Annotated in this window: 15 protein-coding genes; 10 read left to right on the top strand and 5 right to left on the bottom strand. The window is 69.2% G+C overall.

The genetic code is table 11. The features are described 5' to 3' along the window. Positions 1-91: 91 nt before the first annotated feature. The 3 genes from nagA to AC07NX_RS15555 are packed head-to-tail and all read right to left on the bottom strand — an operon-like array spanning position 92 to position 3,110. Positions 92-1,228: an N-acetylglucosamine-6-phosphate deacetylase gene (gene nagA / locus AC07NX_RS15565; RefSeq protein ID WP_494643003.1), complete on the bottom strand. Its 1,137-nt coding sequence runs from the start codon at positions 1,226-1,228 to the stop codon at positions 92-94. After that, positions 1,228-2,319 (bottom strand): SIS domain-containing protein, encoded by a 1,092-nt coding sequence (locus AC07NX_RS15560; protein WP_494643002.1) that lies wholly within the window; start codon positions 2,317-2,319, stop codon positions 1,228-1,230. Before AC07NX_RS15560 ends, nagA begins: the two co-directional genes overlap by 1 nt. A gap of 53 nt (positions 2,320-2,372) precedes the next feature. Beyond that, positions 2,373-3,110, bottom strand: coding sequence for a GntR family transcriptional regulator (locus AC07NX_RS15555; RefSeq protein ID WP_035076181.1), 738 nt, complete (start codon positions 3,108-3,110; stop codon positions 2,373-2,375). A 254-nt stretch (positions 3,111-3,364) separates the two neighbouring features. Here AC07NX_RS15555 and AC07NX_RS15550 point away from each other — a divergent pair, with 254 nt between their 5' ends. The 7 genes from AC07NX_RS15550 (at position 3,365) to AC07NX_RS15520 (ending at position 15,929) form a co-directional block, all read left to right on the top strand. Beyond that, a complete protein-coding gene (locus AC07NX_RS15550) occupies positions 3,365-6,136 on the top strand; it encodes a TonB-dependent receptor (RefSeq protein WP_494643000.1) in 2,772 nt (923 codons plus the stop codon). A 76-nt stretch (positions 6,137-6,212) separates the two neighbouring features. Then, positions 6,213-6,410 (top strand): hypothetical protein, encoded by a 198-nt coding sequence (locus AC07NX_RS15545; RefSeq protein ID WP_494642998.1) that lies wholly within the window; start codon positions 6,213-6,215, stop codon positions 6,408-6,410. After that, positions 6,410-8,770: a family 20 glycosylhydrolase gene (locus AC07NX_RS15540; RefSeq protein ID WP_494643080.1), complete on the top strand. Its 2,361-nt coding sequence runs from the start codon at positions 6,410-6,412 to the stop codon at positions 8,768-8,770. The genes AC07NX_RS15545 and AC07NX_RS15540 overlap by 1 nt, the downstream gene beginning before the upstream one ends. Before the next feature lie 26 nt (positions 8,771-8,796). Further along, positions 8,797-11,313: a phosphoenolpyruvate--protein phosphotransferase gene (gene ptsP / locus AC07NX_RS15535; protein ID WP_494642996.1), complete on the top strand. Its 2,517-nt coding sequence runs from the start codon at positions 8,797-8,799 to the stop codon at positions 11,311-11,313. Positions 11,314-11,317: 4 nt separating this feature from the next. After that, a complete protein-coding gene (gene nagE, locus AC07NX_RS15530; protein ID WP_494642994.1) occupies positions 11,318-13,072 on the top strand; it encodes an N-acetylglucosamine-specific PTS transporter subunit IIBC in 1,755 nt (584 codons plus the stop codon). A 4-nt stretch (positions 13,073-13,076) separates the two neighbouring features. Then, positions 13,077-14,669 (top strand): tryptophan halogenase family protein, encoded by a 1,593-nt coding sequence (locus AC07NX_RS15525; protein WP_494642992.1) that lies wholly within the window; start codon positions 13,077-13,079, stop codon positions 14,667-14,669. Positions 14,670-15,092: 423 nt separating this feature from the next. Then, positions 15,093-15,929 carry an alpha/beta fold hydrolase gene (locus AC07NX_RS15520; RefSeq protein WP_494643078.1) on the top strand — a complete coding sequence of 279 codons (837 nt, stop codon included), beginning with the start codon at positions 15,093-15,095 and terminating at the stop codon, positions 15,927-15,929. A gap of 333 nt (positions 15,930-16,262) precedes the next feature. Here AC07NX_RS15520 and AC07NX_RS15515 read toward each other — a convergent pair whose 3' ends face one another. Then, positions 16,263-17,162 carry a LysR family transcriptional regulator gene (locus tag AC07NX_RS15515; RefSeq protein WP_494642990.1) on the bottom strand — a complete coding sequence of 300 codons (900 nt, stop codon included), beginning with the start codon at positions 17,160-17,162 and terminating at the stop codon, positions 16,263-16,265. A 146-nt stretch (positions 17,163-17,308) separates the two neighbouring features. Between AC07NX_RS15515 and AC07NX_RS15510 the strand changes: the two genes are divergently transcribed. Genes AC07NX_RS15510 through AC07NX_RS15500 form a run of 3 tightly spaced genes read left to right on the top strand, consistent with a single transcriptional unit; the run spans position 17,309 to position 19,770 of the window. Next, positions 17,309-18,454 carry an aldo/keto reductase gene (locus AC07NX_RS15510; protein WP_494642989.1) on the top strand — a complete coding sequence of 382 codons (1,146 nt, stop codon included), beginning with the start codon at positions 17,309-17,311 and terminating at the stop codon, positions 18,452-18,454. An 8-nt stretch (positions 18,455-18,462) separates the two neighbouring features. Beyond that, the gene (locus AC07NX_RS15505; protein ID WP_494642987.1) at positions 18,463-19,278 is read left to right on the top strand and encodes a (R)-mandelonitrile lyase; all 816 of its coding nucleotides are present in this window, start codon (positions 18,463-18,465) and stop codon (positions 19,276-19,278) included. A gap of 15 nt (positions 19,279-19,293) precedes the next feature. Further along, a complete protein-coding gene (locus AC07NX_RS15500; RefSeq protein ID WP_494642986.1) occupies positions 19,294-19,770 on the top strand; it encodes a GlcG/HbpS family heme-binding protein in 477 nt (158 codons plus the stop codon). A 279-nt stretch (positions 19,771-20,049) separates the two neighbouring features. On the opposite strand, the gene AC07NX_RS15495 is transcribed toward AC07NX_RS15500, so the two are convergent. Further along, positions 20,050-21,723 carry a glycoside hydrolase family 13 protein gene (locus AC07NX_RS15495; protein WP_494642985.1) on the bottom strand — a complete coding sequence of 558 codons (1,674 nt, stop codon included), beginning with the start codon at positions 21,721-21,723 and terminating at the stop codon, positions 20,050-20,052. Positions 21,724-21,865 lie beyond the last annotated feature (142 nt).

Genomic DNA, 21,865 nt, shown 5'->3' with positions numbered 1-21,865 from the left:
TCGCCTCACCGAAACGACGGAAGGGCGCTGGTGCGAACCAGCGCCCTTCTTCTTTGGTCCCTGTCCGCGTCGCGTCGGCGGAAAGCGGCTATCAGCTCGAGACGCCGTCGATCCAGGTCTGGCGCACGGCCAGCGCCTCGTCCAGCAGCACCAGGTCGGCGGCCTGGCCGGCCTGGATCGCGCCGCGCCGGCCCGCCAGGCCCAGGAAGGCGGCGGGGGCGGCCGAGGCGATCGCGACGGCGTCCTCCAGCGACAGGCCCAGCATCGTCATCGCGTTGCGCACCGCCCCGACCATGTCCAGGTCCGAGCCGGCCAGGGTGCCGTGGTCGTCGACGCAGACCCCGTCGACCACGCGGATATGGCGGCCCTGCAGGTCGAAGTTCTTGTCGCTCATGCCCACGGTCGGCATGGCGTCGGTCACCAGCATGAAGCGGTCCAGCGGCCGGGTGCGCAGGGCGATGCGCAGCACGGCGGGGTCCACGTGGCGGCCGTCGACGATGATCCCGCACCAGGCGGTCTGGCTTTCCAGGGCCGCGCCCACCACGCCCGGCTCGCGGCTGGTCAGCGGCGACATGGCGTTGAACAGGTGGGTGAAGCCGGTCAGGCCGGCGTTCAGCGCCTTGCGCGTCGTGCCGTAGGCGGCGTTGGTGTGGCCGGCGGCGACGATCACCCCGGCCTGGACCAGGCGGCGCACCATCTCCGGCGTGGTGGTCTCCGGGGCCAGGGTGACCAGGGTCTTGCCGCGCTTGAGCGAGCTCAGCAGCGCCACGGCCTTGTCGTCGAGGACGCGGAACTTGCTGGCGTCGTGGATGCCCTTGCGCTTGGCGTTGAGGAACGGGCCCTCGATATGCACGCCCAGCACGCCGGGCACGCCCGCCGCGATGGCCTGCTCGGTCGCCCGCATGGCCGCGTCGACCACGGCCAGGTCGTCGCTGATCAGGGTCGGCAGGAAGCCGGTGGTCCCGTAGGGACGGTGGGCGGCGCCGATGGCGGCGATCGCCTCCACCGTGGGCGAGTCGTTGAACAGCACCCCGCCGCCGCCATTGACCTGGGTGTCGATGAAGCCGGGGACCAGCAGGCCGCCGTCCAGGTCGTGGCGCGTGGCGTCGGCCGGCGTGTCGGCGGGGTCGAGGAGGCCCGCGATCCGGCCGTCGCGGATCGCCACGGTCTTGCCGTCGACGATTCCTTCCGGCGTCAGGACGCGGCCATTGACGAGAACAGACTGCATCAGACGGTTTCTGTGACCTTGTTGAGGTGCGGGGGGCTGTCGGGATCATAGCCGCGCGCCACCGACAGGGCGTTGGCCATGCGGTAGAAGCTCTGGATCATCAGGATCGGCTCGATCACCGGGTGGGCGGCGAGGGCGGGCAGAACGCCGGCGCCCGTTTCACCGGCCCCGGCCAGCAGCACGTCGCCGCCGCGCTCGGCCACGCCCTTGGCCATGGCGTCGACGCTGTCGCGGCTCTCGTCGTTCTGAGCGAACACCAGGACGGGGAAGCCCTCCTTCACCAGGGCCATCGGGCCGTGCAGCACCTCGGCGGCGCTGAAGGCCTCGGCGTGCAGGCCGCAGGTCTCCTTGAACTTCAGGGCCGCTTCCTGGGCGACGCCGAAGCCGACGCCGCGTCCCAGGACATAGAGGTTGCGGGCCAGCTTCAGGCGCTCGACCGCCGGGGTCCAGTCCAGGGTCCAGGCCTCGGCCAGCAGGGCGGGCAGGGTGGAAAGGGCGGCGGTCAGGTCGTCGTCCCCGGTCCAGGCGGCGACCAGCTGGGCGATGGCGGCCAGGGCGGCGATGTAGGACTTGGTGGCGGCCACGCTCAGCTCGGGGCCGGCGTGCAGGGGCAGGACCTCGTCGGCCAGGGCGGCCAGGGGCGAGGCGGTGTCGTTGACCAGGGCGATGACGAAGGCGCCGGCCGCCTTGGCGGCCTGGACGGAGGCCAGCAGGTCCGGGCTCTTGCCCGATTGCGAAATGGCCAGGTACAGCACCTCGCCCAGGTCCTGCTGGGCGAGGTACACCGAGCTGACCGACAGGGCGGCCGACGAGGTCAGCACCCCGGTGCGGGTCTCGATCAGGTACTTGGCGAAGGTGGCGGCGTGGTCCGAACTGCCGCGGGCGCAGGTGACGACGGCGCGGGGCGGCTTGGCGCGCAGGCGCTCGGCGATCTTGGCGGCGCGGGCGGCGTTGGCGCCCAGCTGGGCGGCGACCACCTGCGAGGCCTGGCCGGCCTCGAGGAACATGCGGGTCGATTCCGCCGTCAGGGGTCCACGCGCGGCGGAAGGGTCGGCGGGGGGGACGGATCGGGTCAAGACGTTGGCCTCCAAGGCGGGCGTTCCCTTCAGATAAGCGCGGGGCGGACCCCGTTCAGCACGAGCCCTCAGGAAAGGGCGTTCAGTTCGGCGACGAAGTCATAGGCGTCGCCGCGATAGTAGGACTGGGTCACCTCGACCGCCCGGCCGTCCTTCAGGAAGCCGCGGCGCTCGATCAGCAGGCCGGCGTCCTTGGCCGGGACGCCCAGGAGTTCGGCGTGCTCGGCGGTGAACAGCACCGCGCGCAGCCGCTGCAGGGCGCGGGCGGGGCGGTGGCCGGCGGCCTCCAGGGCCTCATACAGCGAGACGCCGACCGCCTCGGCCGACGGCAGGGCGAAGCCGGCGATGGTGGAGTATTCCACGGCCATCGGCGCGCCGTCGGCGTAGCGGATCCGCGCGAAGCGATAGACCGGGGTGCCGGGCGACAGGCCCAGGGTCAGGGACTCCTCCGGGGTGACCGAGCCCTCGGCCTTGCTGATCCACTCGCTGCGCGGGGTGCGTCCGCGCGAGATCATGTCCTCGGTGAACGACGACAGCTTGGAGAAGCTTTTTTCCACCCGGGCGGCGACGAAGGTGCCCGCGCCCTGGCGACGGGTCAGCAGGCCCTCGCTGACCAGGCCGTCCAGCGCCTTGCGCACGGTGATCCTCGAGATGCTGAACTCCTCGGCCAGGTCGCGTTCGGCCGGCAGGGCGTCGTCGGGCGACAGCACCTTCTTCTGGATGGCCTCGCGCAGGGCGCGCTGCAGCTGCTTGTAGAGCGGGGCATGGTCGTCGCCGGCCAGGCCGCCGATCTTCTCAGAAAACATCGCCAATTCCGCACCCCCGCTCAAAATCGCGCCACCCCGTGACCTTGGGGATAGCATATGACCATTTCCGTACCAATAAGAACCTGGTCTGGAATTGGTTCTTTTTTGGCCTTGTCATCCGACGAATTTCCGTCACAGTCGCCCTCCGAGGCCCGAGAAGTACCGCATTCTACGGATGTCCGCAGATAATTGGTATCAGATTGGACTTGGAGTTCGCTCCGAGCCAGAGGCCTGGAAAAGGGGAGAATTCGAAGATGAAAAGAATCCATAAAACCATACTGACCGCGTCCGCCAGCGTCCTGGCGGTTGCGCTGGCCGCGCCCGCCTTCGCGCAGGACTCCACGCAAGTCGACGAACTGGTCGTCACCGGCATCCGGGCCTCGCTGCAGGCGTCGGTCGAGGCCAAGCGTAACGCCAACGCGGTGATCGACGTGATCACCGCCGAGGACATTGGCAAGTTCCCGGACAAGAACGTCGCCGAATCCCTGCAACGGGTTCCGGGCGTCACCATCCAGCGCGAGTTCGGCGAAGGCGAGCGGATCTCGATCCGCGGCACCGCGCCGACCCTGAACCGCACCCTGCTGAACGGCCACGCGGTGGCCACCGCCGACTGGTTCATTCTCGACCAGTTCAAGGCCAGCCGCAGCTTCAACTACCTGATGCTGCCGTCGGAAATCGTCGGCAAGGTCGAGGTGTTCAAGAGCCCGATGGCCGACATCGACGAAGGCGGCGTGGGCGGCACGGTCAATGTGCACACCCGCAACCCGCTGGACCTGGCGCCGCTGTCGGTCTCCGGCTCGGTCCAGGCCTTCCATGACGAGAAGTCGGGCCATACCGATCCGACCGCCTCGGCCATGCTCAGCTGGCACAACGACGACAAGACCCTGGGCGTGCTGGTGGGCGGCATCTACGACAAGCGCCGCATCCGCCGCGACGGCATCGAGGTCCTGGGCTACCAGGCGGTGACCACCGCGTCGGGCGACGGCACGAACATCAGCGGCATCACCCCGGGCCAGACGGTCTACGCCCCCAGCCTGATCGGCTCGTCGCTGTTCACCCAGACCCGCGAGCGCAAGGGCGCCAACTTCGCCATCCAGTACGCGCCGACCGACAAGTTCGAGCTGAACCTGACCGGCCTCTATTCCAAGATGGACGCCGACAACTACAATCAGAACTACATGGCGTGGATCAGCCAGAAGATCGGCGCCCTCTCCACCTCGCCGGGCTCGCAGTTCAACATCACCCGCGTCGAGAACGGCACGGCCACCGCCGGCAACTTCAACGCCATCGGCGGCAACGGCGTGGTGTTCGACGCCATTGACCGCATCGCCCACACCAACGTCGGCTCGATCGATCTGGCCGGCAAGTGGCGTCCGGCCGACGGCTGGGAGTTCAGCGGCCGCGTCGGCTACACCAAGGCCAAGGGCGCCACCGACCTGCAGCCGTTCTGGGAGACCAACGCCCCGACCGGCCTGACCTACGACCTGTCGAACGGCCTGCCCAAGGTGGCCTTCACCAACATCACCCCGACCACGGCCGACGACGAGATGACGCTGGGCTGGGTGTCGGCCAACACCACGGTCAACACCGACGACGAGTTCTACACCTTCGTCGACGGCGAGAAGTTCCTGGACGGCGGCGTGTTCAGCTCGGTCAAGTTCGGCCTGAAATACACCGACCACGACCGCGACGTGGTGCAGACCTACGGCCAGCGTCGCGCTCTGTTCGGCGCCACGGCGTGCGGCGGCCATTCCTGCTCGCTGGCCGACGTGGCCAACGGCGTGACGCCGGGCGACTACCTGGACGGCATCAAGGGGCCGGGCGTGCTCAGCTCGTACCTGACCGCCAGCAAGGACAAGATCGAGGCGATCTACGCCGCGATGGGTCCGGCCACGGTCTATGATCCCAACAATCCCGACACGGGCGGCTGCATCGGCCTGGCCAACTGCAACCACTTCGGTCCGCTGGAAAGCTTCGACTTCAACGAGAAGACCTTCGGCGGCTACGTGATGGGCAACCTGAAGGGCGAGGGCTGGCGCGGCAATGTCGGCGTCCGCGTCGTCAACACCAAGATCGAGACCAACGCCTGGCGGGTGGGCGTGTCGGCCGGCACGCCGGGCGCCATCAACAACCCGTTCGGCCTGATGGCCCCGACCTCGGGCGAGAAGGAATACACCGACATCCTGCCGTCGGCGAACTTCTCGTTCGACGTCCGCGACGACGTGGTGATCCGCCTGGCCGCCGGCCGCGTCCTGGCCCGTCCGGACTACGCCCAGATGGCCGGCTTCACCTCGCTGACCGAGTCCCTGCTGACGGCCTCGGGCGGCAACCCGGACCTGGATCCCTATCGCGCCAACCAGTACGACGCGACGGTGGAGTGGTACTTCGCGCCGCAGTCGATCCTGTCGGTCGACTTCTTCTACAAGGACATCTCGACCTACATCGTCCAGGGCGCGACGGTCGAGAAGCTGCCGCTGCAGGCCGCCGCGACTGACCCGCGGGTCGTCAACCCGGCCAACAACTGCGTGCTGCAAAGCGCCGGCCTCTACAGCTGCGACTACAATGTCGGCCGTCCGGTCAACGTGGCGGGCGGCGAGACCAAGGGCTTCGAGGTCAACTTCCAGATGCCCGTCTGGAACGGCTTCGGCGTCCTGGCCAACTACACCTATTCCGACGCCAGCTCGTCGTCGGGCGTGCCGGTGCCGTCGAACTCGAAGAACATCTTCAACGTCAGCGGCTACTACGAGAACGAGCGCTTCAGCGCCCGCCTGTCCTACAACTACCGGTCCAAGTTCTTCGTCGACTACGACGCCGAGCGCGGCTACCGGCAGCTGTGGTCGGACTCGATCGCCTCGCTCGACGCGTCGGCCAGCGTCAACCTGACCGACCAGATCTCGCTCAGCCTCGACGCGGTGAACCTCACCGACGAGAAGCAGACCGACAACTACGACAACGACAAGAACCGTCCGGCCCGTATCTACAAGAACGGCCGCATGATCTTTGGCGGCGTCCGGTTCAAGTTCTAGCCAGCATGGACGGGGTCATTGGCATCCGGGCCGCGGGCCCCGTCCTTGTTTTCGAGATTGTCGCGTCGGAGGCGGCATGGTCCAGGATCGCTTCATGACCTGCCCGCCGCCGATCGCGACCCAAGTCCTCCTGACTGCAAGCATGGAGCTGGGGCGGAGCGGTAAAACGCTCCGCCCGCTTTTTGCTTCCAGAGCGTTTTCCGACGAAGCGGACGCCGGGTTCGTCGCCAGAAAATGCGTTGAAACAAAGAGTCGGCTGGTGAACGCCCCTTGATGATCTCCGCCCCGTCCTTCGCCCGCGCCGCCAAGAGCTTGGCCGGCGCCCTGTCGGTTTCGGCCGCGGTGCTGGCCTTCGCCGCGGCCGCCCGCGCCGCTGAACCGGCCCTGACCCTGACGCCCGCGCCCGCCCAGGCGGCGATGGGGCAGGGGACCTTCGCCCTGACCGCTCGGACCCGGATCTTCGTCGCCAAGGGCGATGTCGAGGCCCGCGTCGTGGCCAGCCAGCTTTCCGACATGCTGTTCAAGGCCCGGGGGCTCAAGCCCGCCGTGGTCGAGGGTCCGCCCCCCGCCGGCGAGGCCGCCATCGTCCTGGCTCGCGGCCCGGCCGGCGGCGACAAGCCGGAAGCCTACGCCCTGACGGTCGCGCCGGGCCAGGTGACGATCACCGCCGCCCGGCGCGCCGGCCTATTCTATGGCGCGGTCAGCGTCTGGCAGCTGGCCGTCCAGGACGCCGCCAAGGGCCCGGCCCAGCTGCCTGCCGTGGTCATCGACGACGCCCCGCGCTTTGCCTGGCGCGGCTTCATGCTGGACAGCGCCCGCCACTTCCAGAGCGTGGAGACGATCAAGTCGATCCTCGACGCCATGGCCGGCCACAAGCTGAACGTCCTGCACTGGCACTTGGTCGACGACCAGGGCTGGCGGCTGGAGATCAGGAAGTATCCGAAGCTGACGTCCGAAGGATCCTGGCGCGTGCCGGCCGGGGCGGCGGGCAAGGATCCCAGGACCGGCAAGGCCATCCGCTACCAGGGCTTCTACACCCAGGACCAGGTGCGCGACCTGGTCGCCTACGCCGCGGCGCGCGGGATCACCATCGTTCCCGAGATCGAGATGCCGGGCCATGCCCTGGCGCCGCTGGTGGCCTATCCCCAATTCGGCATGACCAAGGCCCCGCCGCGCGAGTCCATGGGCGACTGGGGCGTGTTCCCCTACCTCTACCGGCCCAGCGAGGAGACCTTCGGCTTCCTCAACGACGTGCTCGACGAGGTGATGGACCTGTTCCCGTCCGACTACATCCATGTCGGCGGCGACGAGGCGGTCAAGGACCAGTGGAAGGCCAGCCCCGAGGTCCAGGCCCAGATCCAGGCCCTGGGCGTCAAGGACGAGCACGGCCTGCAGAGCTGGTTCATCCAGCGGGCCGAGAGGCATATCAACGCCCGGGGTCGGCGGATGATCGGCTGGGACGAGATCCTCGAGGGCGGCCTGGCCCCCAACGCCACGGTGATGTCCTGGCGCGGGATCGACGGGGCGGTCGCCGCCGCCTCCCAGGGCCATGACGCCGTGCTGGCCCCCGACAGCACCCTCTACCTGGACCGCCGCCAGAGCGCCTCGGCCGACGAGCCGCCGGGCCGGATCAAGATCATCAGCCTCAAGGACGTCTACGACTTCGACGCCGCCCCGGCGGCGCTGACCCCGGCCCAGCGCGCCCATATCCTGGGCCTGCAGGCCACGTCGTTCACCGAGCACATGCGCACCGACGCGCGGCTGGAGACCATGACCTTCCCCCGCCTGGTCGCCGTGGCCGAGAACGGCTGGACCCCGGCGGCCCGACACGATTGGGACAGCTTCGCGGCCCGCCTGCCGGCCGAGATCGCGCGGCTGGACGTGCTGGGCGTCGCCCACGACACCGTGCCCTACGAGCCCCAGGCCACCCTGAGCCCGGCCGACGGCGGCCAGGTGTCGGTCGCCCTGGCCTCGGGCCTGGGCCTGGGCGAGATCCGCTACACCACCGACGGCAAGGCCCCGACCAAGACCTCGGACCGCTACGAAGCGCCCCTGGCCGTGGCGCCGGGCAAGACCGTCCGGGCCCGCACGTTCCTGGGCGACGACGCCCTGGGCCGGGTTCGCGACTATCCTGTCAGCCTGCTGGCGGCCCGGACGCGCGACAGTCACCAGCTGGAGCTCTGCGGGTCCGGTATCAACCTGTCGCTCGAGGACGACGCCCCGAAGGCCGGTTCCGGGAACGGCCCGCGCGCCGTGTTCGCGGTCGACCTGATGAACCCGTGCTGGGTGTGGAAGGGCGCCGACCTGTCGGCCGGCCTGGCGCTGACCGCCCGCATCGGCCAGGTCCCGTTCAACTTCCAGATCGGCGCCGACCGCGAGAAGATCCCGCTGCGCCCGCCCGCCACGCCGGCCGGCGAGCTGGAGGTGCGGATCGACGGCTGCGCTGGCGAGCGGATCGCCGTCCTCCCGCTGGGCGCCGCCGCGCGCGGGCCCGGCCTGGGGACGGTGTCCGGCGTCCTCCCCCGGCGCGCGGGCGTCCACGACCTTTGCCTGACCTTTACAGCGCGCACGGTCGAGCCGACGCTGGTGCTCGACCAGGTCACGCTGGCCCCGACCCAGACCAACACCTACTAGACCCCCAAGAAGCAGGAAGCGTATCGGTGCCCAATCTCGTACTGTCCTCGCCGCTCAAGGGCTGGATCGCCCCGCTGGACGAGACGCCCGACGCCGTCTTCGCCGAGCGCATGCTGGGCGACGGCCTGGCCATCGATCCCCTGGGCTCGACCCTGCACGCGCCCTGCGACGGGCAGGTGATCTCCGTGCACGCCACGCGCCACGCCGTCACCCTGCGGGCCGACAACGGCGCCGAGATCCTGATGCACGTGGGGCTGGAGACCGTCGGCCTGGGCGGCGAGGGCTTCGAGGTCCATGTCAAGGACGGCGATGTGGTGAAGGCGGGGGACAAGCTGATCAGCTTCGACCTGGACCTGCTGTCGCAGCGCGCCAAGAGCCTGATCACCCCGGTGGTGATCACCAATCCCGACGCCTTCCGGATCGTCCGCCGCGAGCAGGACCACGCCGCCGCGGTCGGCGACTTCCTGATGGAGCTGGCCCCGATCGGCGGGGCCGGCGCGACCCTGGCGGTCGCTGAGGGCGAGGTGTCGCGCGAGGTCGTGGTGCCGCTCCAGCACGGCATCCACGCCCGTCCGGCCGCCCGCATCGCCGAGAGCGCCCGCAAGTTCGCCTCGGACGTCGCCCTGGTCGCGGTCAACCGCCGGGCCAGCGCCAAGAGCCCGGTCGGGGTGATGTCCCTGGCCATCCGCCATGGCGACCGCATCAGCGTGGCGGCCAGCGGGCCGGACGCCGACTTCGCCGTGGCCGCCATCGTCGAGCTGATCGAGGGCGGCATGGGCGAGGGCGCGGCCCCGCCCCCGCCCGCCGCGCCGGCCCCCGTCGTGGAGGCCGTCCGCGTCGCGCCGCCTTCGGAGCCCGGCCTGCTGCGCGGCGTGATGGCCGCCCCGGGCCTGGCGATCGGCCAGGCCGTGCGCTTCGTCTCGGCCGATATCGCGGTGGTCGAGGCCGGCGCCGGGGCGGGCGTCGAGCGCGCCGCCCTCGAGGCCGCCCTGGGCCAGGTCCGGGCCCGGATCGAACAGGCGGCGGGGAAGGGTGACACGGCCCGCAAGGCCATCCTCGGGGCCCACCTGGCCTTCCTGGAGGACCCGGAACTGACCGCCGCCGCCCACCGGCTGATCGCCGACGGCAAGAGCGCGGGCTTCGCCTGGCGGCGGGCGGTCGGCGGCTATGTCGAGGCCCTGCGCGGCCTGGGCGACCGGCGGCTGGCCGAGCGCGTCGACGACCTGATCGACCTGGAGCGCCAGGTGCTGCGCGCCCTCAGCGGCGAGGAGGACGAGGCCCGCGCCCTGCCGCCCGGCGCCATCCTGCTGGCCGACGAACTGCTGCCCTCGCAGCTGATGGGCGTGGAGGCCGGCCAGGTGGCGGGCTTCTGCACCGCCAAGGGCGGACCGACCTCGCACGTGGCCATCCTGGCCGCCGCCATGGGCATCCCCGCCATCGTCGCCGCCGGCCCCGGCGTGCTCGAGGTCACCGAGGGCGCGAGCCTGATCCTCGACGCCGAGAACGGCAGCCTGCGCGTCGGGCCGGACGCCGGCCAGCTGGCCGCCGCCCAGACCGCCATCGCCGCTCGCCACGAGCGCAAGGCCGCCGCCAAGGCCGCCGCCCACCAGGAGAGCCGCACGGCCGACGGGACCCGCATCGAGGTGTTCGGCAATGTCGGCTCGCTGAACGACGCCCTGGCCGCCGCCGCCAACGGCGCCGAGGGCTCGGGCCTGCTGCGCACCGAGTTCCTGTTCCTGGAGCGCGAGACCCCGCCCGACGAGGACGAACAGGCCCGCCAGTACCAGGCCATCGCCTCGGCCCTGGACGGCCGGCCCCTGATCATCCGCACCCTGGACGTCGGCGGCGACAAGGCCGCGCCCTACCTGCCGATCCCGGCCGAGGAGAACCCGGCCCTGGGCCTGCGCGGCGTGCGGGTGTCGCTGTGGCGGCCGCACCTGCTGAAGACCCAGCTGCGCGCCATCCTGCGGGTCAAGCCGCTGGGCCAGTGCAGGATCATGGTCCCGATGATCGCCAGCCTCGACGAGCTGCGCGCCGTCCGCGCCGTGCTGGAGGAAGCCAAGCGCGAACTGCAGATCACCGAGCGCGTCGAGCTGGGGGTGATGATCGAGACCCCGGCCGCCGCCGTCACCGCCGACCTGCTGGCGGCCGAGGCCGACTTCCTGTCGGTGGGCACCAACGACCTGACCCAGTACGTGCTGGCCATGGACCGAGGCAATCCGGAGCTGGCCGCCCGCATCGACGCCCTGCACCCGGCGGTGCTGCGGATGATCGCCCAGACCTGCGCCGGCGCCGCCCGGCATCACCGCTGGGTCGGGGTCTGCGGGGGCCTGGCCTCCGACCTGGTCGCCGTGCCGGTGCTGGTCGGATTGGGCGTCACCGAGCTGTCGGCCACGGCCGCGACCGTGCCTGAGGTCAAGGCCCTGGTCCGCGCCCTGAACGTCGAAGCCTGCCAGGCCCTGGCCCGCCAGGCGCTGGACCAGACCTCGCCCGAGGCGGTCCGAGATCTCTGCAAGGCCTTCCACGCGAAGGTTGGAGCCTAAATCGATGAAGTCCCCGCTCGAATTCCTCCAGCCCCTGGGCCGCGCCCTGATGCTGCCGATCGCCGTCCTGCCGGTGGCTGGGCTGCTGCTGCGGCTGGGCCAGCCGGACCTGCTGAACATCGCCTTCGTGGCCGCGGCCGGCGACGCGATCTTCTCCAACCTGGGCCTGCTGTTCGCCATCGGCGTGGCCGTGGGCTTCGCCAAGGAGAACAACGGCGCGGCCGGCCTGGCCGGCGTGGTCTGTTTCCTGATCGCCACCGAGGGCGCCAAGGCCCTGCTGCACGTGCCGCCGGACGTCACGGCCGGCCTGATCAAGGCCCACGCCGACCTGGCCTCGGCCGCCTACAAGGCCAAGGCCCTGGCCAAGCTCAGCGTGCCGATCGGCATCGCCTCGGGCCTGGTCGGCGGCATGTTCTACAACCGCTTCTCGACCTTCAAGCTGCCCGAGTACCTGGCCTTCTTCAGCGGCCGGCGCTTCGTGCCGATCATCAGCGGCCTGGCCGGCCTGCTGATCGCGGTGCTGATCGGCCTGGGCTATGACGGCATCAACGGCGCCGTCGACGGGGCCAGCCGGGCCATCGTCGGCTCCGGCGAGTTCGGCCTGCTGGTCTACGGCTTCCTGAACCGGATCCTGATCGTCACCGGCCTGCACCACATCCTCAACAACATCGCCTGGTTCGTGATCGGCGACTATCACGGCGCGACCGGCGACCTGCGGCGGTTCTTCGCCGACGATCCCAGCGCCGGCGGCTTCATGAGCGGGTTCTTCCCGGTGATGATGTTCGGCCTGCCCGCCGCCTGCCTGGCCATGTACCACACGGCCCGGCCGGAGAAGAAAAAGGCGGTCGGCGGCATGCTGACCTCGCTGGCCCTGACCTCGTTCCTGACCGGCGTGACCGAGCCGATCGAGTTCAGCTTCATGTTCCTGGCCCCGCTGCTCTATGCGGTGCACGCGGTGCTGACCGGCGTGGCCATGGCCGTGATGAACGCCCTGGACATCAAGCTGGGCTTCACCTTCTCGGCCGGGCTGTTCGACTATGTGCTGAACTTCGGCAAGGCGACCCATCCGCTGTGGCTGCTGCCGCTGGGGGCGCTGTACGCCGGGGTCTATTACGGCCTGTTCCGCTTCTTCATCGTCAAGTTCGACCTCAAAACCCCGGGCCGCGAGGCCGACGATGTGGTCACGGCCGAAGCGGCGACCACGGGCGGCGGACGCGGAGCCGACTTCGTCCAGGCCCTGGGCGGGGCGGCCAACCTCGTGTCGGTCGACGCCTGCACCACCCGGCTGCGCCTGATCGTCGCCGACCAGGGCGCGGTCAACGAACCGGCCCTGAAGGCCTTGGGCGCGCGGGGGATCGTCAAGCCGTCGGACAAGGCCCTGCAGGTCGTGCTCGGCCCGATCGCCGACGGCGTGGCCGGCGAGATCCGCGCCGCGATGGCGGGCGGGGGAACCCCGGCTCCGGCCAAGCCCGTTGTGGCCAAGGCCGCCGCGCCCGTCGCCCTGCCGACCGCCGCCGACGACGCGCGGGCCGAGGCCCTGGTCGGCGCTTTGGGCGGCTTCGCCAATGTCGAGGCGGTCGGGGCCTGCTCCAGCCGCCTGCGGCTGGTGGTCCGCGACAACGCCGCCGTCGACGAGGCGGCCCTGGCGGCCCTGGACTCGCGCGGCGTGGTCCGGGTCGGCGCGCGGGCCGTGCACGTGGTGCTGGGCCCCGACGCCGAGCGGATCGGCGAGGCGGTGCGTTGCCTGCTGCCGGGGTGAGGCCATGAGCCAGACGATCAACGACATCCTGATCGTCGGCGGCGGCACGGCCGGCTGGATGACCGCCGCCTACCTGGCCCGGCGACTGGGCTCGACCCGGCCGGACGGCGTGCGCATCACCCTGATCGAGTCCAGCGAGATCGGCATCATCGGGGTGGGCGAGGGCACGTTCCCGACCATCCAGAACACCATGCGGACGCTGGGCGTCGACGAGGCGCGGTTCATGCGCGAGGCGGGGGCGGCCTTCAAGCAGGGCATCCGGTTCGTCGACTGGAAGACCGCGCCCCGGGACGGGGTCCACAGCCACTACTACCACCCGTTCGCCCAGCCCCGGCTGCTGAACGGCGGCCTGGACCTGGCGCCCTACTGGCTGATGGGCCAGGCGGGGGACATCCCGTTCTCCGACGCCGTCACCCTGCAGGACAAGGTCTGCGAGGCCGGCCGGGGTCCCAAGCGGCTGGACGATCCGCAGTACGGCGGGCCGATGGCCTACGCCTACCACTTCGACGCGGGCAAGCTGGCGGGCCTGCTGCGCGACGTCGGCAAGGCCACGGGCGTCCGGCACGTGCTGGGCAACGTGCTGGCGGTCAACAAGGCCGAGGACGGCTCCATCGCCTCGGTCACCACCCGCGAGCACGGCGACCTGACGGCCGACCTCTATGTCGACTGCACGGGCTTCGCCGGCGCCCTGATCGGCGAGGCCATGGGCTCGGCCTGGATCGACAAGGGCGACACCCTGTTCGTCGACCGGGCCCTGGCCCTGCAGGTCCCCTATGACCGCCCCGACGTCCCGGTGGCCACGACCACGATCTCGACCGCCCACGAGGCGGGCTGGACCTGGGACATCGGCCTGCCCGACCGGCGCGGCACGGGCTATGTCTATTCCAGCCGGCACACCACCGACGATCGCGCCGAACAGGCCCTGCGCGGCTATGTCGGCAAGGCGGGCGAGGGGCTGACGCCGCGGCTGCTGAAGCTGAAGGTCGGCCATCGCGACCGGCACTGGATCGGGAACTGCGTCGCGGTGGGCCTGTCCGGCGGCTTCCTGGAGCCGCTGGAATCCACCGGCATCGTGCTGATCGAGGCCGCCGCCTACATGTTGGCCCGCAACCTGCCGCGCCGGGGCGCGATGGAGGCCGCCGCCCGCCAGTTCAACGCGGCCATGACCGACCGCTACCTGCGGGCCATCGACTTCATCAAGCTGCACTACTGCCTGAGCCAGCGCACCGACAACCGCTTCTGGACCGACAACGCCGACCCGGCCTCGATCCCCGAGACGCTGCAAGATCATCTGGCGATGTGGAAACACCGGCCGCCCAACGTGTTCGACTTCCCGAACCTGCACGAGAGCTTCAAGTACTTTAACTACCAGTACATCCTGTACGGCATGGGGTTCGAAACCACCGTCGATCCGGCGGCGCACGTCCATGGCGACCTGGCCCGGGCCGACTTCGCGCGAGTGCGGGAGGCGGGACTGCGCGCCGCCGCCGGCCTGCCCGACCATCGCGCCCTGCTGACCGACGTCTATGCGCGCGGCTTCTCGACCCAGGCGCCCGACCTCGCCACGGCCGAGGCCGGCGAGGCGCCGCGGCGGTGAGCCCGCCCGCCTTCGCGCCGGGTCCCGACCCGCGCGCCGAGGCACCGCGGATCGGCCCGGGAAGGCCATGCGGTCCCCGCCTTGGCCGGCTGACAGCCAACACCTTCTTCCGCCCGGAAGTCTGACCTCGCCCGGCGCCAACGCTGTCAGGCGCGAAGAACCTTCAAGTCACGGCAGGCATGTCCAAGCCCTGGGGCGACGAACGGCCTAGCCTCCGGCCCGAACCTGGCGGTCCTTCCGCCGGGCCGACGGAGAGGGCGGGGCATGACCACAACTTCCAGCGAGCAGGACGGCGCCTCGCGGCGCGGCGTCGTCACCAGCGGCCTCAGCCTGGCCCTGGTGGCCGCCCTTCCGTCCCTCGCGCCGACCCCATCGTCCGCGGCGACGCCCAAGGCCTCGCCCAAATCCCCAGGAGACAGCAAAATGAGCAGCGGCTTCGTCACCACTAAGGACGGCACGCAGATCTTCTACAAGGACTGGGGCCCCAAGACCGCCCAGCCGATCGTGTTCCACCACGGCTGGCCGCTCAGCGCCGACGACTGGGACAACCAGATGATGTTCTTCCTGGGCGAAGGCTTCCGGGTCATCGCCCACGACCGCCGCGGCCACGGTCGGTCCAGCCAGACCGACACCGGCAACGAGATGGACACCTACGCGGCCGACGTCATCGCCCTGACCGACCATCTGGACCTGAAGAACGCCATCCACGTGGGCCACTCGACCGGCGGCGGCGAGGCCATCCACTACGCCGCCCGCGCCAAGCCGGGCCGGGTGGCCAAGGTGGTGCTGATCGGCGCCGTGCCGCCGATCATGGTCAAGTCCGACAAGAACCCGGGCGGCCTGCCGATCGAGGTGTTCGACGGTTTCCGCGCCGCCCAGAACGCCAACCGCGCCCAGTTCTTCCACGACGTCGCGGCCGGCCCGTTCTACGGCTTCAACCGCCCGGGCGCGAAGGTCTCGCCGGCCACGGTCGAGAACTGGTGGCGCCAGGGCATGATGGGCGGGGCCAAGGCCCATTACGACTGCATCAAGGCCTTCTCGGAAACCGACTTCACCGACGACCTCAAGTCGGTCGACGTGCCGGTCTTCCTGATGCACGGCGAGGACGACCAGATCGTGCCGATCGAGGATTCCGCCAAGCTGGGCATCAAGCTGCTCAAGCACGGCGCGCTGAAGACCTATCCGGGCCTGCCGCACGGCATGTGCACCACCCATCCGGAGATCATCAATCCGGACCTGCTGGCCTTCATCAAGGCGTAGGGTCGAATGAACTGGAGCACGCCTCCGCCGTTGTCATCCCGGCCGTAGCGAAGCGAAGAGCCGGGACCCAGGACCACCGCAGCGCGCCGGCCCTGGGTCCCGGACAGCCTCTGCGAGGCTTCCGGGATGACAACGGTTCAGGCGCCTTTTTCGTCTCCGGCGGGGTTGCGAAGCGGCGCGTGATGAGGGCTGTTTCCGGCGGCCTGGGGCCAATCGACATTCAGATATAACTCCGTCATTCCCGCCCGGAAATGAGGGGATACACCGGTACTGGCAAACCTTCGTCGCTGGCAGAACGCGGACCTTCGCCTCAGCCTAGACCGTATTGGCCAATCAAGCGCTGTCCGGCCTGAACCTCAACGCCTCGACGAGTTTGGAGAACGCTGGCGAGGCGTTTCGCCGGCTGGGGTAGTATAGATGATAGCCAGTGAAGGGGGGGCACCAATCCTCCAGCACCCGCACCAGGTCGCCGGAGGCGATGCTGGGCGCCGCAATGTCTTCGGGCATGTAGGCCAGGCCCAAGCCCTGCAGCGCGGAGTCGAGGCGCTGGCGGATTGTGTTGAAGACGAGTTGCCCGACAACCCGCACCCGGAGCTCGCGACCGTCTTTCTCGAACTCCCACGCGAAAATTCCGCCATGCGTTGGGAGCCGCATGTTGATGCAGTTGTGGTCCGTAAGATCTTGCGGCGTCAGAGGCGGCTTGCGTCCCTGAAAATAGGCAGGTGACCCCACCACGGCCATTCGCATGTTCGGGCCAATGCGCAGCGCGATCATGTCCTTTGCGACCTGTTCGCCAAGGCGTACGCCGGCGTCGAAGCCTTCGGCGACGATATCCACCATTCCATAATCAACGAGAATTTCCACGTTGATGTCGGGGTACTGCGGCAGCAACCTGGCGAGGCCTGGCTGAAGCACCGTCAGCGCCGCATGTTCGCCCGCTGTTATACGAATTGAGCCAGCAGGCTGTTCACGCAATTCGCTCAACGCAGAGAGGGCGTGCTGGATTTCCTCGAAGCGCGGCGCGACGGTTTCCAAGAGCCGCTCGCCCGCCTCTGTTGGCGCCACACTACGCGTGGTCCGGGCCAGCAGTCGGACACCTAGTCGGGCCTCAAGGGCTTTGATGGTCTGGCTCAGAGCCGAGGGGGAGACCCCCATCTTGGCGCTAGCACGCGTAAAGCTGCGCTCCTTGGCCACCAGCGCAAAGGCTGCGAGTTCATCAAAGCCCTGCGCCATTTGTAAGTCTCACTTCAAAGAGCATCCCGATTATCCCGCCTAATCGGGTTGGATGGCCAGGTCTATCTTTCTCGGCATCGCGAAGACCGGAGGCCCCTGCGTTGGTTGCTGGACGCGCGAACCCTCTTCAGACGAAAGGCGAGAGCATGGAGAAGACGAAGAGCGCGATCAGCCGCCGTGGCCTTGTTGGGCTCGCGACTGCGGGCATGGTCGTCACGTCCGCTGCATCGCCGGCCGCTGCCGCTTCCGCCCGGAAGCCCGCCAAGGGCGTTGGTCCGGGCCGGCGGCGTCTGGGTGCGCTGGAAGTCTCGGCCATTGGGCTCGGGGTCCAGAACAACTTCCGAAAGTACACGACCGAGACCCCTTATCGGCCTGAGCAGGTAGATCTTATCCGCGCGGCTTTCGACAATGGCGTGACCTTCTTCGACTGCGCGGAGGCTTACGGTCCGCACGAGTGCGAGCGGATCCTGGGCGACGCCATCCAGCCTTTCCGAGACGAGGTGGTGATCACATCGAAGTTTGGCTGGGACATCGATCTTGAGACGGGTCAGCGGCGGCCTGGGCTCAACAGCCGACCCGAGCACATCAAGCGCGCGGTCGAAGCCATGCTGCGGCGTCTGCGCACCGACAGAATCGACCTGCTGTATCAGCATCGCGTCGATCCGGCGGTGCCAATCGAGGATGTAGCCGGCGCGGTGCAGGGCTTGATGCAGGAAGGAAAGGTCAAGCACTGGGGCCTCTCCGAGATGGGCCAGGATACACTCCGCCGCGCGCACTCAGCTCTGCCCGTCACTGCTGTTCAGAACGAATACTCGATGCTGTGGCGCGGGCCAGAGCGTGACGTGATCCCCCTTTGTGAGGAACTCGGCATCGGCTTCGTTCCGTGGAGCCCCTTGGGTGTGCAGTTCCTTACCGGCTGGATCGACGCCAACACGCGCTTTGCGCCCGGGGACATCCGAGGTGTGGAAAGCCGCTTCGCGCCAGAAAACCTGCCCCATAATCTGAAGTTGGTGGAGCTATTGAAGCGGTGGGGCGAGCGCAAGCAAGCGGCGCCGTCGCAGATCGCGCTGGCCTGGCTGATGGCGCAAAAGCCTTGGATCGTTCCGATCCCTGGGACGACGAACGTCACGCACATGATCCAGAACACCGGGGCCGTGGCGGTTGAGTTTACGCCGGCCGAGCTGGCGGAACTCGATGGAGCGGTTCGCGAAATCGAGGTGCGCGGTCAGCGCTTGCCAGACGCGGTTCTGGCGCACTCGGGTCGGGAAGCTCCTCCTGCGGTGCGTCGATGAGGCCGTGGATGATAGCGACCCTCACGGCCGCATGTGTGGCTGGATCGGCGGTCGCGCAGACGCCCGCCCCGACTGTCGCGCCCGAAGACATGCGGTGGGCGGCCCCTGCGCTCGCCCGCTATACCGACGAGGTTCTGTTCGGGAGCGTCTGGCGCGGACCCGACTTGAGTCCTCGTGACCGAAGTCTAGTCACCCTGTCTGCTCTGGTCGTCGGCGGGAACACCGCGCAGATGACGAACCACCTCAACCGGTCTCTGGACAATGGGGTGAAGCCATATGAGATCGGCGGGCTCATCACGCACCTGGCGTTCTACTCGGGCTGGCCCAAGTCCGTTTCAGCTCTGGGCGTGGCACGGCAGGTGCTGGAGGCGCGGGGGCTGACGGCTGCCGATATGCAACCGCCCGCGCCCGCGCCGGGCGACGCGGACGGCCTGCGCGTCGTGCGCAGGGGAGCCGAACCGATCAGTCGCGGCCCAGCGAGTAGTTTTACGGGGGTCGTACAGGTCTCGGCGCCGTTCAGGGGGATCGGCGCCTCGCGCATAGCTGGCGCATCGGTCAGGTTTGAGGCCGGCGGCCGAAGCGCCTGGCACCGTCACGCGTATGGCCAGACCCTTGTCGTAACAGAAGGGTGCGGCTGGGGGCAGCGCGAGGGCGGACCTATCGAGACGATGTGCGCTGGAGATGTCGTGGTCACAGCGCCCGGCGAGAAGCACTGGCACGGCGCGACGGCGACATCCGCAATGTCTCACGTCGCCATTTCAGAGGGCGGTGTAGAGTGGCTGGAGCCGGTCGCCGAGGCTCACTATGCGGCCGGGCCGCGCTGAGATGGGGGCCGTCACTTGAAGTTCACCATGGTGCTGACATGCGTCGTCCTGGCGTCGACTCCGGCCACCGCTCAGGCGCCTGAGGTACAGGCCATGGCCTACGGCCCCCCCATCTCGGCCGATGAAGCCCTGGCCCTCATCCGCAGCGGGATCGACCAGAGCGTCGCCAAAGGGCTCAAGATGGCCTTCGCCGTGGTCGAGCCGTCAGGCGAACTCGTCGCCTTTGCGAAAATGGACAATGCTCCCTACGCATCGACCCAGCTCGCACAGCAGAAGGCTCGCACCTCCGCCCGTCTCAAGCTCACTACGGCGAATATGGAGGAGCGCGTACAGGGCGGGCGCACCGCGCTGATCACCTCGGACGAGGTGCTTGCCATCGGGGGTGGCGTCCCCATCGTCGCTGGAGGACGTGTGGTCGGGGCGCTAGGCGTGTCAGGCGCGACCGCCACCGAGGATGCGGCGCTGGCGGCGGCGCTCGTCGCCGCAAGGTAAGTTGCGTGCACGGCAGCCCCGGCGAACGCCCGTAACAGCTCGTGAGCAGGCATTGGCAAAGGCCACGTTTCTCGACCTTCAGACCGCTACCGCCAGCAATTGTCGGTCTCGGTGAACACACGCCCTTGTGGCGGGAACCTCTTTGTCGGCCGCGGGTGCGGTAGGGGCGAACCGCTGGCGGTTCGCTTGAGGCTCACGTGCCAGCTGAACCAGGGGCTCCCGCCACAAAGGCGGGAATGACGAAAGGTTTGGTGGTCTTCGGCTGAATGTCGATCCGGCCTAGAGATCGCTGACCGTCAGGATCGCGAAGTCCCAGCCGTCCAGCGTCACGACCCTGTCCGTAACCTCGGCGCTTCCGAACGCCGCGCCCTCCACCGCCAGGCCGTCCGGCAGGACGTAGCGCACCGGCTCGCGGCCGAAGTTCAGCAGCACGACAATCCGCTCTCCCCGGCGATAGGCGAAGATCTGTGGGTGATCGGGGTCGAGGTCGCGGTAGTCGCCCTCGCGCAGGTCGACCGACTCTCGCCGGAAGGCGATCAGGGCGCGGGTGTGGGCCAGCACCGAGTCCGGCCGCGCCGCCTGGTCCGCCGCGTTGATCGCCGCGGCGTTGGGATTGACCGCCAGCCAGGGCCGGCCCGTGGTGAAGCCGCCGTTCGGACCGTCCGTCCACTGCATCGGCGTGCGGCTGTTGTCGCGGCCCATGGCCCGGGCGTTGGCCAGGTACTCCTTCTCCGACACCCGGTGGCGCACGTCGCGCCAGCGGCCGGCCACCTCCAGGTCGTCGAAGTCGTCCAGGGTCTGGAACGGATAGTTGGTCATGCCCAGCTCCTCGCCCTGGTAGAGGAACGGCGTGCCGCGCTGGGTCAGGATCAATGTGTTGACGGTTTTGGCGGAACGCTCGACCCAGGCCGGATCGTCGTCGCCGAAATGCGAGACCGAACGCGGATTGTCGTGGTTGGACAGGAACACCGTGTTCCAGCCGAACGGCCCGGCCGCCTGGTCCAGCTCGGTATAGAGCGCCTTCAGCCGGGGCAGGGTCCAGGTCGTCTTGCGCCAGCCGTCGATGTCCATCCGCACGATGTCGAAATTGAACACCAGGTCCAGCTCGCGGCGGCGGCTGTCGATCAGGTCGCGCGCCTGGTCGGGGCGGACCCCGAAGGCCTCGCCGACGGTCATCGTGTCGTAGCGGTCCAGAACCTCGCGGCGCATTTCGCGCAGATAGTCATGCAGCCGGGGCCCGGCGGCGTAGACGAACTGCGGCGCGCGCAGTTCGTCCGGCGTCAGGTCCGGCAGGCCGGGCGGCTTGGCGATGAACGGGATGACGTCCATCCGGAAGCCCGACACGCCCTTGTCGAGCCAGAACCGCATCAGGTCGTGGACCTCCTGCCGGACCTTGGGGTTCTCCCAGTTCAGGTCGGGCTGCTTGGCCGCGAAATAGTGCAGGTAGTACTGGCCGGTCGCCTCGTCGAAGGTCCAGGCCGGGCCGCCGAAGAAGGCGGCGTAGTTGTTGGGCGGGCCGCCGCCCAGGTCGGCCGCCTTACCGTCGCGCCAGATGTAGTAGTCGCGATAGGGGTTGTCGCGGCCCTTGCGGCTCTCGACGAACCAGGCGTGCTCGTCGCTGCTGTGGTTGACCACCAGGTCGATGATCAGCCGGATGCCGCGGGCCCGCATCCCGGCCAGCATGGCGTCGAAGTCGGCCATGGTCCCGAACTGGGCCATCACCTGGCGGTAGTCGCGGATGTCGTAGCCGTTGTCGGCGTTGGGGCTGTCGAAGTGCGGGCTGAGCCAGACGACGTCGACGCCCAGGTCCTTCAGATAGTCCAGCCGCGCCGTGATCCCCGGCAGATCGCCGATCCCGTCGCCATCGGTGTCGAGGAACGAGCGCGGATAGATCTGGTAGACGACGGCGTCCTTCCACCAGGGGCGGGGGGCGGGTGTGGGATCGGCGCTCACGACAGGACTCCGCTCGGGCGACTCGCGCCGACGCTAGCCGCCGGGCGCGCGGCTGGCGACCGCCGACGCCTTGCGTCGTCGTTTTCGGACGCTAAAGTGGTGTTGTTCATCAAGGCGTAATTGAGATTGTCTTCGGCTTGAA

It is taken from the genome of Caulobacter sp. GW821-FHT09A05, from assembly GCF_059418465.1.
This window is presented reverse-complemented; position numbering and strand designations above follow the sequence as displayed.

What these genes read in the sequence shown, in the direction of transcription:
- nagA (WP_494643003.1), bottom strand. Translation starts at nt 1,228, where the DNA reads ATGCAGTCTGTTCTCGTCAATGGCCGCGTCCTGACGCCGGAAGGAATC.
- AC07NX_RS15555 (WP_035076181.1), bottom strand. Translation starts at nt 3,110, where the DNA reads ATGTTTTCTGAGAAGATCGGCGGCCTGGCCGGCGACGACCATGCCCCG.
- AC07NX_RS15550 (WP_494643000.1), top strand. Translation starts at nt 3,365, where the DNA reads ATGAAAAGAATCCATAAAACCATACTGACCGCGTCCGCCAGCGTCCTG.
- AC07NX_RS15545 (WP_494642998.1), top strand. Translation starts at nt 6,213, where the DNA reads ATGGTCCAGGATCGCTTCATGACCTGCCCGCCGCCGATCGCGACCCAA.
- AC07NX_RS15540 (WP_494643080.1), top strand. Translation starts at nt 6,410, where the DNA reads ATGATCTCCGCCCCGTCCTTCGCCCGCGCCGCCAAGAGCTTGGCCGGC.
- nagE (WP_494642994.1), top strand. Translation starts at nt 11,318, where the DNA reads ATGAAGTCCCCGCTCGAATTCCTCCAGCCCCTGGGCCGCGCCCTGATG.
- AC07NX_RS15525 (WP_494642992.1), top strand. Translation starts at nt 13,077, where the DNA reads ATGAGCCAGACGATCAACGACATCCTGATCGTCGGCGGCGGCACGGCC.
- AC07NX_RS15520 (WP_494643078.1), top strand. Translation starts at nt 15,093, where the DNA reads ATGAGCAGCGGCTTCGTCACCACTAAGGACGGCACGCAGATCTTCTAC.
- AC07NX_RS15515 (WP_494642990.1), bottom strand. Translation starts at nt 17,162, where the DNA reads ATGGCGCAGGGCTTTGATGAACTCGCAGCCTTTGCGCTGGTGGCCAAG.
- AC07NX_RS15510 (WP_494642989.1), top strand. Translation starts at nt 17,309, where the DNA reads ATGGAGAAGACGAAGAGCGCGATCAGCCGCCGTGGCCTTGTTGGGCTC.
- AC07NX_RS15505 (WP_494642987.1), top strand. Translation starts at nt 18,463, where the DNA reads ATGATAGCGACCCTCACGGCCGCATGTGTGGCTGGATCGGCGGTCGCG.